The following is a 15,369-nucleotide window of genomic DNA, read 5'->3' on the forward strand; positions in this document are numbered from 1 at the left end:
TCGGCCATCCTCATCAGATGATTTGTCACCTCAGCCGATACATATTCCTCTCCGCAATTTCCACAGATTTGAGCGGGGACGTTCTGAAAAACGATCGTCACTCCCTTCCGTTCCAAGGTAACGGTAGTATAGCCTTTACGGGTTTCCCCCTTCTTGCAGATGACACATCTCATGGTTTTCTCCTCCTGCGGAAGTTATCTCTCCAGAGTGAAGGGTCGGGCTGGTAGGCGGTAACTACAATCCCCATGCTTTCCTCCTCATTTACAGCAAGCACTACATGAATAGGACGATCATTTACGAAGCCCAAGATGAGCATGCTTGGATACGGTTCATCATTTGGATATTCCTCTAATTATCTCGCCTTCCTGGATCACTTTGAGAACCTCCTCATCGGATATCTCCCTTTCGAACATCCGCCTGATAGCGTGAAGGCGAAACTCAATCCTTCTAAGCTTCAAGTTAAAGCTCCTGCATCTGGATTACAGTTTTTGTCCAAAGTCCGAGATCCAAGGTCCGAAGTCTTTTGGATCCCTCTTAAGGAACGTAGAACTTTACCACTCAACGGCATCCTGCACCCCCATTAATCATAAGGTCATAAATCATACGCATGCCCAAAAGCCGGGCCAGCACGATGCCGATATTTTCCCCGATAGAGCGATATCTCGGCTCGGCCTCCATTCGTCAGACAAGAAGCATGCGCATCGGCTCCAAGGTGCGCCTGAAGGGGTCAAACACCAGGCCCAGGACCTCGAGGGTCACCACGCCCAAAAGCGCCTCATCATCCCCTGGTTCGCCCAGGATCACAGGTGTGTGCCCCTCCCCCTGGGGCAGAACGATATAGCATTCAGAAACCTTCCGCGTGACTGTGCGCCCATCTGCCAAAACAAAGACATGTTCCCGCTTCGGGGAAAGCCCGATTTTTCGCCACACGGGTTCGGAGAGCAAAGTATAGGTGGCTCCACTGTCCACAAGAAACCTAACCTGCTCCTCCCCTTTAGGACCCCGCACCGTTCCCTCAATATAGGTTATGCCCATTACGCTACTCCCCACAAAGGTCTTAAAGCGTTAAACGTTAGAACGTTGAACGTTAGACGTGCTAACGCACGACGGGATATCTGTAGCCGGACTGGATTATTATAGCTTTACCGACCAGAAAACGCAACTTCTCTTAAGAGGCAAAGGTACATAATCTTCTCAACCTGAACCTGAACCTTAATCTAGAATTTAGACCAGCTCGCCGCGACGATGGGGTATATTGTAGCGGGGCGAGATAGGGGATGAAAGCCGTAAACCCTCGATCCTCAAGGGGCGTTTTCCCGATCTGCAGGCAAAGGGAGGTGGGGGATGTCCAGGAACCTTTTCTCCTTACATGCCCTCTTAATATCGGTTCTGTTGCATCTCATCGGGCTGGTATCGATCTATCTCCTCATTCGTCCCAACTCGTCCGGGAGGATCGGATCGACCACCGAGGTCTCCTTGATTCGGATTTACAGGAGACCTCGTCGTCCTATGACCCATCGTCTTCCTGTGCTATCCCTCGATTCGGGATCGGTCGAGGTGCGTTCCCCCGCCCTTTCGTTTCATCCTTCCCCTCATCCCGTTCAAATTCGGATGAGTGCGATGTCGCCGACGTATACGCCGGCGGAGCCCCGTATATCGGATTCCGGCTCCGTTCCCCTGTCCTATGGCGGAGGCGGCGGGGAGGGGAAGATCTTTGCGTTGAAGTTCAAGCCTAAGAGGCCGGTCGTTCCCCGCGTGTCCCCTCACATCGATGCTCTTCACGATTTCAGGCCCTTGCTCGATCCGACGGTCGAGCTCGATGTGCCCGATTCCCCTCTGGCATATCTCGGTGAGAGGATGGCGCGGCAGGGCGGCGACAAGCTGGATCTCGTCCTGGTGATAGACACGAGCGAGAGCATGGCGAACGATATATTCTATGTGGAGATGCATCTGGAGGATATGCTGGAGAAGCTGAGGGGGGGCGGGGTGGATTACAGGATCATCGTCGTTCAGTTCAGGCACAGCCTCGCGTATTCGATCATAGGCAGGGATGTCCTGATATCCAGGCCGATGAGGCGGATCGACGATGTGAAAAGGCTGCTCAGAGGGATAAGGTGTCGGGCGGATGAGAGGGCGCTGGACGCCCTATGGAAGGCGGCCAATGAGATAGAGTTCCGTCCCGGCGCCGATCGGCGGTTCGTGTTCATCACGGACGAGTATGTCTCGGGGAAGCACAGCTCGAATGAGGTGATGGACCTGATCAGGCGAAAGCGGATCAGGGTCGACGTCATAGGCCTGCCCGATCCGTTTCAGAGATCGATCGCCCTGATGACGGGCGGGAGCTGGCTACCCATATGGAAGCTCAGGGATTAAGGAGGTTTATCAGCCTTCGCGGGTAGTTGGTGTAGATCGCGTCGACCCCCATCTCGATAAGCTCGCGCATCGTCGGCTCATCGTCGACGGTGAAGGTCCAGACCGAGAGCGCCTGCATATGTGCCCTGCGGAGGAGCTTCGGGGTGAGATATCTGTGGTTGAGGTTCAGGGCGGGCAGTCCCGCCGTTCTGGCCTGAGATATATAGGTTGAGATGAACTCATCCGTCCGTCCGTTCCTGGCGAGTTTCTCCACGTCGGGATGGAGGTTGAGGAGGACGGTCAGGTTGGGGTCCATCTCCTTTATCATCCTCGCCGTCGGGACGTAGCATCCGCATATCACCACCTCGTCTCTCATCCCCGCATCGGTTACGGCTTTGAGGAGTGCCGGGATGGCCTTTTCGGTCTTAAGGTCGAGCGAGAACCCTATTTTACCCTTTCCCAGCTCGAGGGCCTCCATCAGAGATGGTATCCTCTCCCCGGCGTACTTTCTCCCCTTCCACGAGCCCGCGTCCAGCTTTCTGATCTCATCGAAGGTATAGCCGGATACCGGTCCCGTGCCGTCGGTGGTCTCATCGACGGTTGGGTTATGGATCAATATGGGGACCCCGTCGGCGGTCAGGTTGACATCCACCTCCACCATATCGGCGCCCAATCGGATGGCCTCTTCAATGGCGATCAGGGTGTTCATCGGCGCCTCGCCCGAGTTGCCCCTGTGGCTGATCACTATCGGTCTGTTGAGCATCCTTCACCTCGCTGAGGATGAGATATCCTCAAGATTATACCGTCTCGCCGTCTCACCGGCAACCACCCAGCGTAAGGTTTTGACTCGGCCTTCGAGGTTGTGATATACTTTACCTGCATACATATCCGTCGAGGAGGAGGCGAGGTGAAGGAGAGGCTGAAGATCGTGGCCTTTCTGTGTAACTGGTGCAGTTATGCGGGCGCGGACCTCGCCGGCGTAAGCCGGCTTCAATATCCGACGGAGGTGCGCATCGTCAGGGTTCCCTGTTCGGGCAGGGTCGACCCGATGCTTGTGATCAAGGCGCTTCACGACGGCGCGGATGCCGTGTTGGTATCGGGATGTCATCCCGGGGACTGTCATTACACGAGCGGCAACCTGATAGCCAGACGCAGATTCGCCTTCCTCAAAAGCCTGCTGGATTACGTCGGCATAGAGGAAGGGCGGGTTTTCTTCGCCTGGATCTCCGCCTCAGAGGGGGGGAAATTCGCCGAGATCATCAGGCGGATCTCCGATAGGGTGAGGGAGATAGGGCGTTTTGAGAAGCTGAACGTGAACGCGGAGGCGTCGATCGATGAGAGCTGAGGAGAGAATGCGGGCGAGGTTCAGGGAACTGCTGGACGAGGGGAGGGTGGAGGTCGTCCTGGGATACGCGCGACGTCCCTCGGGCAGGATCGGACCGGAGTTTATCGAGGAGCCCGACGGGGTGGATCGTCTCGTCTGGAATCCGCTCTGTGATGTCAATCTGGCCAGATATCTCCGTGACCTGTGCGATAGGAGGGTGGCCGTCATCCTCAAAGGCTGCGACTCGAGGGCGGTCGTCGAGCTGTTGAAGGCCAATCAGCTCAGGCGCGAGAACCTCTTCATACTGGGGGCGCCGTGTCGCGGGATCATCGACCGCAGGAGGTTTCCCACCCCTCCGGAGGATGCCGAATGGGAGCCGGACGGGATAGCCGTTCATCTCAATGGGACACGGAGGAGGTTTGAGGGTGAGGAGATATCCTTCGAGGCCTGCCGTTCATGCAGATATCCCAATCCCGTCATATACGACGAGCTGATCGAGGAGCCCGTGGAGGTGGATCAGAGCCGGAATCCCTACGATGAGATCGAGGGGATAGAGAGGCTGAGCGGTGAGGAGAGATGGGAGCTCTTCAGGAGGGAGTTCGAGCGGTGTATCAGATGTTACGCCTGCCGAAACGCGTGTCCCCTCTGTTTCTGTGAGGAGTGTTTCGCGGAAAGCCTTCGGCCGAAATGGGTCGGCAGAGGGGTGCAGGTTAAGGAAAACATCACCTTTCATCTGATCAGGATGATGCATCTGGCCGGTCGGTGCGTCGGATGCGGGGCGTGTGAGAGGGCCTGTCCGATGGACATAAGGCTCCACCTCCTGACGCGCAAGATCGAGAGGATCGCCGAGGAGATGTTCGGATATGTGGCGGGGCTGAGCGTCGATGAACCTGACCTGTTGACGACCTTCTCGCAGGATGATCCGGGGGATTTCATCCTTTGACTTAAGCCCTAGACTGCGGAGGAATCGCTTGACATGGTCGGGAAGCGGTGCTATACTAAAGGGCGTCTATGAAGAGTTGAAAGCGAAGGAGGAGGAATTTGCCATGTTCATCCGTAACTGGACCTCTGTCGTCGTGGGCGTAGTTCTGGTCTGCCTGAGCTCCCTCGCCTTCGGTGGTTCCTGGGAGCTTATCTACAAGTCCGATCCGAACTCGGATATCGATCTCTATGCCATTCAATTCGTCAGCCCGAAGGAAGGATGGGCGGTTGGCGGTAAATTCACGGAGGACAAGGGGATAGTCCTCCATACGACCGATGGCGGGAAGACCTGGGAGGCGCAGGAGAACCCGGCGGGACATACGCTTTGGGATCTTTGTTTCCTCAACAACAGCCTCGGATGGGCCGTCGGGGCCGATGGAACTATAATCATGACCAAGGATGGCGGGAAAACGTGGAAGGCGCAGATAAGCAAGGTTCAGAACTGGCTTTATGGTGTGACCTTCCTCACCCCCAAGCTCGGATATGCCGTCGGAATGGGTGAGACGATACTGCGGACACGGGATGGAAGGACCTGGAAGATCCTCAAGGGCGGCAAGCCTCCTTCCGGCGTGGGTGAAGGCGAGGTGATGTTATCCGATGTCTGTTTCGTCAACGAGAAGAAGGGATGGACGGTGGGACAGAACGGCGAGATACTCCACACCGAGGACGGCGGCAGGACGTGGAAACCTCAGACCAGCGGTCTGGAGCAGATGGCGCAGGAGTATAACCTCGTGCTATGGGGCGTTCATTTCATCAACGAGCTGAAAGGATGGGCTGTGGGAGATTACGGTATAATAATCCACACCGAGGACGGCGGTAAAACCTGGAAGCGACAGAAAAGCCCCGTCGAGGAGAATCTAAAGGACGTCTACTTCCTGCCGAACGGCAAAGAGGGCTGGGCGGTCGGAGCGATGGGAACGATCCTACATACCACCGATGGAGGCAAAACCTGGACGAAGGAGGACTGGACGAGCCCGACCAGGAGCAAAAACTACGAGTTCCGTGGCCTCTCCGTTCTCGATCCCAAGCACTGTTGGATCACAGGAGAATGGGGATTCGTCCTCAGATATAAGCCTTGAGGTCAACCACAGCTCTCCCATGCGGGCGGTTTCAACCGCCCTCACGTTAAACGGCGCGGGGTGATTTCCGGGGGAGTCAACTGATGGAATCGGAATGGCACGCCATCGATATATCTCAGCTCGCTCAGGAGCTTAACACCGATCTGACAAAAGGGCTGAAAAACGATGAGGTTCCATCCAGGCTGATCAAGCGCGCCCCTCCTCGCGCGGAGGTCTTCCGGTATACCCCTCCGATTCAGCGATATCTTGTGATCTACCTCGCGATTTTAATCCTTTCCTTCATCGCCCTGATGCTCACGGGTGAAAGGGGCGAGGCGATAGCCCTTCTCTCGTTCGCCGCTCTGGGGTCCCTCATCCTCCTTCTCGCCCGCCGTATCTCCTCCAGGGCAATGGATAAGGTCCCTATTCCCGAAGGCAAGGTCAAGGTTGTCAGGGAAGGCGAGCTCATAGAGGCGAGAGAGACGGCGATCGTGCCCGGGGATCTGATCGTCTTTGAAGCCGGCGATAGGGTCCCCGCCGATGTGAGGATCGTGAAATCCGAGGGGTTAAAGGTCGATCAAAACCGGATCTGGCCCGATAACCCTATCGCCGAGAAGAGAGCGGATGTCTGTCAGCCGGACGTCTCCCCTCCTGAGAGGCACAACATGATCTATAGAGGTTCATTCGTCCTGGAGGGGAAAGGGATGGGGGTGGTGGTGGCGGTGGACGACGAGGTTTCCCTCCCGGGGAGACGGAGGATCGGGCGACATTATGAGGAGACCGAGCCGCAGTTGATCGCCAATGATATATCCGTCAGGGCGCTCCTAGCATCGCTGATATTCGGATTGATAACCTTCGTCACCCTATGGGCGTTTAGGAGGAATTTCGCCTATAGCTTGAGCTTCGGCTCGGGCTTTATCGTCGCCTCCTTCCCGTGGACGCTCTCACTGCTGACATCGGGCATGATCCTGCGTTCCTTCGGGATGATAAATCAGCGATATGCGCTGATGAAGCGTCTGATCGGAATGGATGATATCGACGATCTATCGATCCTATGTGTGGAAAGGGAGTGGGGGATAACCGAGGACAGATATCTGGTGGATATGGTCTTCCTGGATGGCAGGCTAATGACGAGGGAGGAGATGAGGGAGATCATATCCTTGGGAGATGCGAAAAAGGAGAACGACCAGGGGGGAGAGGAAGGCGAGGAGGAGAAGGGTGATGAGGAGGATGAGAAGGAGCTCGCGGATGATCTGAAACTGCTCGCTACGACGGCCTATTTCTCGTTGAATTCCCGTTGGAACGAGGGCAGAGCACTACGGCTGTTGGACGAATACTCGTTCGATGAGGAGCTGGAGGGATTTTGCAGGGAGCTTGATCTCCCGTTGACGGAGTATCTGGCCACGCTGGAAAAGATATCGGAGCGGAATGGCGAGGACGGTTCCTTTCGGGCGGTTGTCATGCGAGATCCCGGTGGAACCTGTTTCACCTTCATGGCCGGATACGTCGGGGAGATGCTCAGCAAATGCTCCCACATCCTCGTGTTCGGTTCACAGGGTGGGATGGACGGCGAGAGAAAAGAGGCGCTCAGAAATGTGGCGGCGCATATGGAGAGGGAGGGGCTGAAGGTCATCGCCCTGGCATACGGTCAGCCCGAGGAGGTGGAGGAGGGGGAGTATAACCCCGAGAAGGCCGAATTCGGCCTCACGCTGGTCGGTCTGTTGGGGTTGAAGAATCCGGTAAGGGATGGGATCGCGGGCGCGATCTCATCCTGCAGGGAGTCGGGAATGAGGGTGGTAATAATGAGCGATGATGATCCGGAGTTCGCGTGTGACCTCGCGAGAGATATAGGTCTGATCGACTCAAGAACCTCCATGCTGGCGGATGAGGAGATAGGGGAGATGACCGATCAGCAGTTGGAGGAGCAGATAGATCGCGTTTCGTTATACCTCTCCCTTTCGCCGCGGAACAAGGAGAAGGTGATAAGGGTTTCGCAGTCCAAGAAACATAAAGTGGGATTTATGAGTATCAGACATGAGGATTGGTCGCCTTTCAAGGCCTCGGACGTGAAGATCACATCCTTACATCGTGGGAGCGATCTGCTGGTGGAGGAATCGGATATCGCCTTAAGTCAGGGGGGGCTGGATGGGTTTGCAAAGGCGTTCAACCTCGTCAGATCGACCTTCCTCTCGGTTTACAACGCCATCAAGTGGCTTCTCTCATCACACCTCGGTCAGGGGTTGACCCTTCTGATCTCATTTCTGCTCTTGACCTTTTGGGCGGATGGTTTCCCACTGCCGATGAGACTGAGACAGATACTGTGGCTCAATTTTTGGGCCGTGATGCTTCCCTCGATCGGCCTGATGGCCGAGGTCGGGCTATCCTCCGACCGGTGTGTGTCCTCGATCAGGAAGGTGAGGATCAACGAGGGATATAAGGTTGACATCTTGCTTCGCGGGGTTGTATTGGCGCTCATGGCTCTGTTAGGCGGGGTTTTGACGCTTGAATTCTCGAGATATGACGAATCCCTAGAGCTCAGGTTTCGCACGACCGTAGTGACGATCCTGCTTTTGGCCCAGCTTCTCTTCATCTTTCAGTGTCATCGCGGTCGAAGGGAGGGGCTGCTCGAAAGGATTGTGGCCAACAGGCCTTTGCTCGCCCTTGTGCTTTTAGCCATGGCGGCGCATATCACCTCCATATATCTCACCCCCCTGGCAAATCTTCTCGGATTTTCGCCGATAGGCGTGGAGTGGGCGTGGATCGGCGTCCTGTGCCTCATACCTCTTTTGCCTTTAAACGCCTGATGAGGTGAGAAGATGAAGAGAGAGATATGTTTGTTTCTATTTCTCATCATATCGTCTCCCGCGTTCTGCGAAGTTCTGTATATATCGCCGGACGAGATCCAGCTTCCTTCCATAGGTGAGCTCGTCACGGTCGAGATCAAGGTGAAGGATGTCCAGAACCTCTTCGGCATCCAGCTCGACGTGCGGTATGATCCGAAGGTATTGAGTTTCGTCTCCGCCGAGGAGGGTGATTTTCTATCCTCCGATGGTGCCCCGACCTTTTTCAACCCTCCGGCCGATGATGGGATGGGGACGGCTTCAGGGCTGGCCGTCTCCAGGCTTGGAAACGTATCAGGCCTTTCCGGTGAGGGAACGATAGCCAAAGTGACGTTTAAGGTCAAATCCCATCTCCGATCCTCGATCGAGCTGGCCAATGTGCTGGCCTCCGATCCGAACGCTAACGAGATCTCCATGATCGTCCAAAACGCCACCCTGATCCCTCCCGCGGCCAATCAACCTCCTCAACCCTCGTTTCAGATATCGGGTGATCTCAAGGCGAACCGGTCCATCACCTTTGACGCCTCAGCCTCGACCGATCCTGACGGTCAAATCGTCTCATACGAATGGGATTTCGGCGACGGGGAAAAGGGTGATGGGGTGGTGGTTCAACATGTATATTCCAAGGGCGGAACCTATACAGTTCTTTTGACCGTAACGGATGATAAGGGCGCCTCATCCCCTTTGTCCAGGACGATCGAGATCGAAAAGGTCGAGGTACAGAACCTTCCTCCCATACCGGTCATGGTTATAGCGGGCAACCAGGTTGTTGGGGAGTCGATTAATTTCGACGCCTCGAGCTCCTCGGATCCCGACGGGCAGATCGTCTTATACGAATGGGATTTCGGCGACGGCGGTAGCTCGGATAAGAAGGTCATAAGCCATATCTATACATCGGAGGGCACCTATACGGTTAAGCTTACCGTCACGGATGACAAAGGGAGCTCGGTCACGGCGCGTAAAGATCTCGTCATATCCGGCAAACCGAAGCGGCCTCCAACCGCTTCCTTCAAGATCGAGGGGAGCCTTGTGGCTGGCGAGGAGATCGTCTTCGACGCCTCGAGCTCTTCGGATCCCGACGGGCAGATCGTCTTATACGAATGGGATTTCGGCGACGGCGTTACCTTATCGGGCCAGCGCGTGGTTCATTCCTACCTCTCGCCGGGGCAATACCTGGTTAAGCTCGTCGTCAAGGATGATGCGGGCCTTTCGGCACAGACCGTTCGGGAGATCCGAATCTCGGCCAAGTTGGAGCCGGCGATAAGGGAACACAAGGCACACAGCCCCTCCCTTATGATGAACTTCAAGGTGGTTAAATCCGGCGAGCACGCCCACTGTTTCGTGGACATATGGGAGGGTGAATACGAGATAAAAAGCGGCCAGTTCCTGGAGTATCAGATAATCTTCCTGTCGGGGGGAGCGGCTTATAACGGCGGGGTTGATCTCCTGACATCGGATGGGATCACCCTGGGAATGGTCCGTTCGGGCGATAAGACGGCGAAGGATCAGTATGGATTGGAGGCCGATGTCTCGACGGATCTAAGTCAGCCTGTGGAAAATCTCAAGCATGCGGCGCTTAACAGGTGGTATCATAGGAAGATATCGCTCGATCTGCTTGCGGGCGAGACATTGAAGAGGGTTATGCTCGGCTCGATCATAGATAACCCCTCGTCGGGGAAGGTCTCCTTCTTCGTCGATAACATCCAGATAACGGACGGCGAGCACAGGCTGCTTGACATCTACATAGATCAGCCCAAGGTGCCCATAAACGGGGGGACAGACGTGGCCAGGACAAGCGATTATCTGGAACCGGTCAACGTCGTCGATCAATCCGTTGTGGTGAGCGGTCTTCCAAAGGCGGTTCATCCGTTGTGGAAGCTTCCCACCACCTGGGCTGAGATGAAACTGAGGGGAATGCGTTGAAGGTGAAGATATGCGGGACGACCAACCTGGAGGATGCCCTTATGGCGCAAAGCGCCGGGGCTGATTTCATCGGGATATTGGTCGATGTTCCCTTTTCGGAGAGGTCCCTATCTCTGGAAGAGGCGGTGCATATCGCGGCAGGGCTTCATACACCCGTCGTCGCCGTTCTCTATGGGATGCCGATCTATCGGATCATCGATCTCGATCGTAAACTTCGGCCACATGCCGTCCAGCTGATGGATGATTCTCCACCTGGGAGGATACGTGTTCTGGCGGGACTGATAAGGGCAGAGATATGGAAAACCCTCTTCCTGCCGCCCATCGTAACGGCGGACTGCGGACGGCCGACAGCGGACGTTATTCATGAGGCAGTTGAAAGAATGACGGGGGTTATGCTAAGATATATAAAGGTGGGGGTTAGGGCCTTCCTGATCGACACATCCACTTCCACGAGGCGCGGGGGGACGGGTAAACGGCATGATTGGAGGATCACCGCCGAGCTGATAAAAAGGGTGGAAGCACCTATCTTCCTATCAGGTGGTATAACGCCTGAAAACGTGTCAGAGGCCGTTCGCCTTGTCGATCCCTATGGGATAGATCTCTGTAGCGGGGTCGAGATCAGACCGGGCAAGCGTGATCCGGTAAAGCTGAAAAAGCTGTTGAACGTGATAGATCGATTGACAACAGGCCCCTCCTAAATTTATAATAAGAGATAGAAACCGGTTTCTTATCGAAGATCCCTTTGAACTCGAAGACCTGAGAAGGAGGAAGGTGGAAGATGGGGAGGCTTGTTGTGGCTTTGGCCCTGGTATTCAGCGGCGCAATTCTATCCTGGGCGGCTATACCGGTTCCAGAGCTTATAATCTACTACGACTACGAGGATTTCCAGAACGGGTTCGTCATCGACAAATCTGGACATGGCCATGACGGCAAGATCGTCGGCAACATCACGCAGGTTCCGGGCAAGCGGGGAATGGGAGCGCAATTCGAGAGGGGCAGCTATTTGGATCTGGATGGAGCTAACTTCCCCGCCGATGACATACCCGAGGACGAGATGTCGGTCTGTGCATGGGTGAAATGTCAGAAGACGGGAGATCACCACGCCATTTTCAACGTCCGAGGCGGCGATGGGACATGGATAGTTCATCCGGAGCTGCGCAGCAACGGCCAGTTCAGATGGCTGTTGAGGACGAAGGGAGGATCAACCATATTCGACATCAGAGCGGGGACGGTGGAATGGGACACCTGGCTCCATTATGCGGGGGTATACAGTTCCATCCAGGGTTATGCGGCCCTCTATATAAACGGCAAGGAGGTCGCAAAGCAGAACACCTCCAAGCTTAAGCTGATGAAGGATTGGACCCAGGGAGCCCGTGTGGGATATAACATAGACAACGCCAGACCTTTCACGGGCATAATGGATGATCTCTGCATCTGGGCTAAAGCGCTGACGCCCGACGAGATAAAGAACTTGATGGAGAACGGGCCTCTGCCCAAAGCCGTCTCAGCTCAGGATAAATTAGCGACAGTCTGGGGAGATCTGAAGAGGTTTTAAGGTGTAACGCGGGCGGTCCAACCGCCCGAATCTTAACCTAAGAGGAGGGTAAAGATGAAGCGATTAGGGATGCTGGCGCTTATCTGGGCCTTCGCCCTCGGGATGGCCGTTTGGAGTCTGGCCGCCCCGGAGATAGTGATCTACTACAGCTACGATAAGATCGTCGGCGATACGGTGGTCGACGAATCGGGCAACGGCCATGACGGCAAGATCGTCGGCAACATCACGCAGGTTGACGGCAAAAGGGGGAAGGCGGCCAAGTTCGAGAAGGGAAGCTATATCGACCTGGACGGGGCCAATTTCCCCAAAGAGGATATCCCAACCTCCGCCTTCACGATCGCCGCATGGGTGAACTGCGAGAACACCGGCGATAGCCACGCCATATTTAACGCGAGGGCGTCTGACGAAACCTGGCTCATCCACCCCGAACTACGCAGCGACGGGAGATTCAGGTTCTGTCTCCGCGGCTACGGCTCCAACAAGATCTGCGATATCAAGGCCGGAACGGTGACATGGGGCGAGTGGATACACTATGCCGGAACCTACGATAGATCCGCCAAGAAGGCGATCCTCTACATCAACGGCGAGGTGCTCCAGGCGGTCGACGCCATGGCGGATGTGGACATCGCCGGCGACTGGGGATTGGGCGCACGGGTCGGATATAACATAGATAACGCTAGACCCTTCACCGGATTGATGGACGATTTCGTCCTGTTCGGCAAGGCCCTTTCCCAGGATGAGATAAAGAGCCTCATGGAGAACGGGCCCCCCATCCCCTCCGCCGTGACGGGCAAAAACTGTCTCGCCACCTTCTGGGGCGCCGTCAAGACGTTCTGACCTTATCGCCATGGGCAGGGTTATACCCTGCCCCCCCTCCTGAAATTCTTGACACGATATGGTTTTAAGTATAAAATAGGCCAAAGGGCGATCTGATCTTCGACCGGCGATAATACGGCCGAATCGCCGGGGTGGAGGATACCGGGCGATGGATCGTAAAGAATTGATCGTGAGGAACTGCAGGCTTTTCAACTCATCCGGGGATGAGCTCGTCTCGATATCGATCAGGGATGGGGTTATAATCCGAATAGGCGAACCCGATCCTGAGGTGAGCTCGGTCAGGAGCCTGGACGCCGAAGGTCGCGTCGTCGCCCCCGGTTTTATAGACGTGCACATTCAGGGCGCGGGAGGCGGTGATGTGCTGGATGGAAGCCCGGAAGCCCTTCAGGCCATCTCCCGAACCTGCGCGCGGTTCGGCACCACCTCTTTCCTCGCTACCACCGTGTTTCGCCCGAAAGGGGATAACCGCCATATCGGCGTCGCCGCGGAAAACGTCGGCAGGGACCTGGGAGGCGCGGATCTCCTGGGGATCCATCTGGAAGGCCCCTTCATATCGCCCGAAAAGAGGGGGATGATCCGGCCCGATTGTATATGTTCGCCATCGAAGGAGATCCTTGGGGAGATATTGGAACTGACAGGTGGAACGTTGAGGATCATGACGATAGCGCCGGAGCTGAAGGGAAGTCTGGGGATAATAGAGGAGCTTCGCGATCGGGGGATAGTCCCCTCGCTCGGCCATACCAGCGCCTCGTATGAGGAGACGCTGGAGGGCATAAAGGCCGGGATATCACATGTGACGCATCTCTTCAACGCCATGGCCTCATTTCATCATCGGAACCCCGGCCCCCTGCTAGCTATCTTCGAGTCGGAGGATCTAGACGTTCAGATCATAACGGACGGCGTTCACCTTCATCCCAAGGTGTTGAGGTGGGCGTTTAACCTCATAGGCCCTCGACGGAGCATAACGATCACGGACGGAATGCAGGCGATGGGTCTTCCGGAGGGAAGATATATCTACAACGGGATCGAATACGAATCCAGGGATGGGACGGCCAGATATGCCGACGGCACCCTGATCGGTACCTCGATGGGATTGAATCGGATGATCGAGCGGCTCATGGAGTTCACCGGCTGTCCGCTCGATGTGGCGATCAGGACCGTTACGGAAAATCCAGCGAGGGCGATTGGAATGGAGGATAGAAAAGGAAGCATAGAAGTAGGCAAGGATGGAGATCTGGTTATACTGGATCCCGATCTCTCTATATGGGCGACCATAGTGGGCGGCAGAATCGTCTATCGGAAAGAGGAGATCTGAGATGAGAGGGCGCTGGCTGATCCCCATAGCGATATTCCTCATAACGCTCCTCACATATGTCTCTTACAACCTGAACCTGCATAACAACGCCGTCATAAGCCGATCCGGCGAAGGACCTGACTCGTCGATCACCGAATACGTGAAGGGGAAGGTGGTCAGGCTTCTGGACACCAAGGTGTTCGAGGAGAGGGGGAGCGTCAACCACGTGCTCGAGGTTGAGCTTCTCGGCGGCAGATACAGGGGCAGGCATATCGTGTTGAGGAACGTCATCAAGCCTCTGGCTCTCCCGCTTATAAGCAGGTATATCTCCGTGGGGGATACGATACTCTGTCGTGTGACCGGCACGGGCGATAACCTGGACGCCGTAGGGTTGATCCAGGAATACGATAGGGACAGCTTCATCATCTTCCTGGTGGGTTTGCTTCTAATTCTCATAGTGGTCGTGGGAAGGGTGCAGGGAGTTCGGAACGCCCTCGCCCTCATCCTTTCCGGGATGGCGATATATCTGGTGATGATGCCGCTTTTGAGGGGCGGACACGACCCGATTCTCTCCGTCTGTTTGGTCTCCGCCATCATAGCTATACTCTCGCTCATGTCGATCGTCGGGTTCAACCGAAAGACCTTTTCGGCGGTGCTTGGGACGATAGGCGGAGTGATAATAGCAACCGGCCTGGTTGCTTACGCACAGCACAGGCTTCATCTGACCGGTATGGCCACGGCCAACGTGGCTTCCATCATCGAGGCGTTGGGCTCAAGCGGGGTGAAGGAGATGGGTTTCAATTTCGAGAAGCTGCTTCTAGGCGGCATGATCATCGGCGTTTTAGGGGTGGCAATGGATGCCTCGATAGATGTGGCCTCCGCTATGGATGAGATCAAACGGGCCGATCCTGACATCACGGCGCCGAGGTTGATCAGAGCCGGGATGAACGTCGGGACGGACGTTCTGGGGACGATGTCCAATACGCTCGTCTTCGCCTATTTCGGCCTGAGGCTTCTCCTGGTGATGGCCTCCCTCGGCACCAAGATCTTCGCACAGACGGGCATGCAGCTTCTGAGCGTGGATGTCATCTCGGCCGAGGTGATCAGGATGCTGGCCGGAAGCATCGGGATGGTCATAACCATACCGTTGACCGCCCTGATAGCCGGTTTATGGTACTGTCGGAAACCGAAGCCCAAATTTTAGG

At 55.7% G+C, this 15,369-nt stretch carries 14 protein-coding genes and 1 pseudogene; 11 read left to right on the forward strand and 4 right to left on the reverse strand.

Annotated features, from left to right (window positions below):
* From J7M22_05160 to J7M22_05170, 3 genes and pseudogenes are all read right to left on the reverse strand, one after another.
* Positions 1 to 173 (reverse strand): type II toxin-antitoxin system MqsA family antitoxin (locus J7M22_05160; GenBank protein MCD6505998.1); only part of this gene is annotated, 173 nt, incomplete at its 3' end.
* Positions 170 to 413 (reverse strand): annotated as a pseudogene (locus tag J7M22_05165) (DUF4258 domain-containing protein). The pseudogene J7M22_05165 and the gene J7M22_05160, both read right to left, overlap by 4 nt.
* A 268-nt stretch (positions 414 to 681) precedes the next feature.
* Positions 682 to 1,035, reverse strand: coding sequence for an aspartyl protease family protein (locus tag J7M22_05170; protein MCD6505999.1), 354 nt, complete (start codon positions 1,033 to 1,035; stop codon positions 682 to 684).
* A gap of 309 nt (positions 1,036 to 1,344) precedes the next feature.
* On the opposite strand from J7M22_05170, the gene J7M22_05175 reads away from it, so the two are divergent.
* Positions 1,345 to 2,373: a VWA domain-containing protein gene (locus J7M22_05175; protein ID MCD6506000.1), complete on the forward strand. Its 1,029-nt coding sequence runs from the start codon at positions 1,345 to 1,347 to the stop codon at positions 2,371 to 2,373.
* Here the strand turns inward: J7M22_05175 and J7M22_05180 are convergent.
* Complete coding sequence (locus tag J7M22_05180; GenBank protein ID MCD6506001.1) at positions 2,363 to 3,115, reverse strand: hypothetical protein; 753 nt, start codon at positions 3,113 to 3,115, stop codon at positions 2,363 to 2,365. The two genes, J7M22_05175 and J7M22_05180, sit on opposite strands and share 11 nt — an antisense overlap.
* Before the next feature lie 144 nt (positions 3,116 to 3,259).
* Between J7M22_05180 and J7M22_05185 the strand changes: the two genes are divergently transcribed.
* The 10 genes from J7M22_05185 to J7M22_05230 all read left to right on the forward strand — a co-directional run bounded on the left by J7M22_05185 (position 3,260) and on the right by J7M22_05230 (position 15,368).
* On the forward strand, positions 3,260 to 3,697 hold the full coding sequence (locus J7M22_05185; protein MCD6506002.1) for a hydrogenase iron-sulfur subunit: 438 nt from the start codon (positions 3,260 to 3,262) through the stop codon (positions 3,695 to 3,697).
* Complete coding sequence (locus J7M22_05190; GenBank protein ID MCD6506003.1) at positions 3,687 to 4,619, forward strand: 4Fe-4S dicluster domain-containing protein; 933 nt, start codon at positions 3,687 to 3,689, stop codon at positions 4,617 to 4,619. Before J7M22_05185 ends, J7M22_05190 begins: the two co-directional genes overlap by 11 nt.
* 28 nt (positions 4,620 to 4,647) lie before the next feature.
* On the forward strand, positions 4,648 to 5,736 hold the full coding sequence (locus tag J7M22_05195) for a hypothetical protein (protein ID MCD6506004.1): 1,089 nt from the start codon (positions 4,648 to 4,650) through the stop codon (positions 5,734 to 5,736).
* An 83-nt stretch (positions 5,737 to 5,819) separates the two neighbouring features.
* Complete coding sequence (locus J7M22_05200; protein MCD6506005.1) at positions 5,820 to 8,519, forward strand: cation-transporting P-type ATPase; 2,700 nt, start codon at positions 5,820 to 5,822, stop codon at positions 8,517 to 8,519.
* Positions 8,520 to 8,531: 12 nt separating this feature from the next.
* The gene (locus J7M22_05205; protein ID MCD6506006.1) at positions 8,532 to 10,478 is read left to right on the forward strand and encodes a PKD domain-containing protein; all 1,947 of its coding nucleotides are present in this window, start codon (positions 8,532 to 8,534) and stop codon (positions 10,476 to 10,478) included.
* On the forward strand, positions 10,475 to 11,176 hold the full coding sequence (locus J7M22_05210) for a phosphoribosylanthranilate isomerase (GenBank protein MCD6506007.1): 702 nt from the start codon (positions 10,475 to 10,477) through the stop codon (positions 11,174 to 11,176). The genes J7M22_05205 and J7M22_05210 overlap by 4 nt, the downstream gene beginning before the upstream one ends.
* 80 nt (positions 11,177 to 11,256) lie before the next feature.
* Complete coding sequence (locus tag J7M22_05215) at positions 11,257 to 12,033, forward strand: LamG domain-containing protein (GenBank protein ID MCD6506008.1); 777 nt, start codon at positions 11,257 to 11,259, stop codon at positions 12,031 to 12,033.
* 54 nt (positions 12,034 to 12,087) lie between these two features.
* Positions 12,088 to 12,870 carry a LamG domain-containing protein gene (locus J7M22_05220; GenBank protein ID MCD6506009.1) on the forward strand — a complete coding sequence of 261 codons (783 nt, stop codon included), beginning with the start codon at positions 12,088 to 12,090 and terminating at the stop codon, positions 12,868 to 12,870.
* A 148-nt stretch (positions 12,871 to 13,018) separates the two neighbouring features.
* The gene (gene nagA / locus J7M22_05225; protein MCD6506010.1) at positions 13,019 to 14,185 is read left to right on the forward strand and encodes an N-acetylglucosamine-6-phosphate deacetylase; all 1,167 of its coding nucleotides are present in this window, start codon (positions 13,019 to 13,021) and stop codon (positions 14,183 to 14,185) included.
* Between the two features lies 1 nt (position 14,186).
* Positions 14,187 to 15,368, forward strand: coding sequence for a YibE/F family protein (locus J7M22_05230; protein ID MCD6506011.1), 1,182 nt, complete (start codon positions 14,187 to 14,189; stop codon positions 15,366 to 15,368).
* Position 15,369: the final 1 nt, after the last annotated feature.

This window comes from Candidatus Poribacteria bacterium (assembly GCA_021162805.1).
Taxonomy (GTDB): domain Bacteria; phylum Poribacteria; class WGA-4E; order B28-G17; family B28-G17; genus JAGGXZ01.

Excerpts from the sequence above, each read along its gene's own strand:
- J7M22_05170 (MCD6505999.1), bottom strand. The coding sequence starts at position 1,035 with ATGGGCATAACCTATATTGAGGGAACGGTGCGGGGTCCTAAAGGGGAG.
- J7M22_05175 (MCD6506000.1), top strand. The coding sequence starts at position 1,345 with ATGTCCAGGAACCTTTTCTCCTTACATGCCCTCTTAATATCGGTTCTG.
- J7M22_05180 (MCD6506001.1), bottom strand. The coding sequence starts at position 3,115 with ATGCTCAACAGACCGATAGTGATCAGCCACAGGGGCAACTCGGGCGAG.
- J7M22_05190 (MCD6506003.1), top strand. The coding sequence starts at position 3,687 with ATGAGAGCTGAGGAGAGAATGCGGGCGAGGTTCAGGGAACTGCTGGAC.
- J7M22_05200 (MCD6506005.1), top strand. The coding sequence starts at position 5,820 with ATGGAATCGGAATGGCACGCCATCGATATATCTCAGCTCGCTCAGGAG.
- J7M22_05205 (MCD6506006.1), top strand. The coding sequence starts at position 8,532 with ATGAAGAGAGAGATATGTTTGTTTCTATTTCTCATCATATCGTCTCCC.
- J7M22_05215 (MCD6506008.1), top strand. The coding sequence starts at position 11,257 with ATGGGGAGGCTTGTTGTGGCTTTGGCCCTGGTATTCAGCGGCGCAATT.
- J7M22_05220 (MCD6506009.1), top strand. The coding sequence starts at position 12,088 with ATGAAGCGATTAGGGATGCTGGCGCTTATCTGGGCCTTCGCCCTCGGG.
- nagA (MCD6506010.1), top strand. The coding sequence starts at position 13,019 with ATGGATCGTAAAGAATTGATCGTGAGGAACTGCAGGCTTTTCAACTCA.
- J7M22_05230 (MCD6506011.1), top strand. The coding sequence starts at position 14,187 with ATGAGAGGGCGCTGGCTGATCCCCATAGCGATATTCCTCATAACGCTC.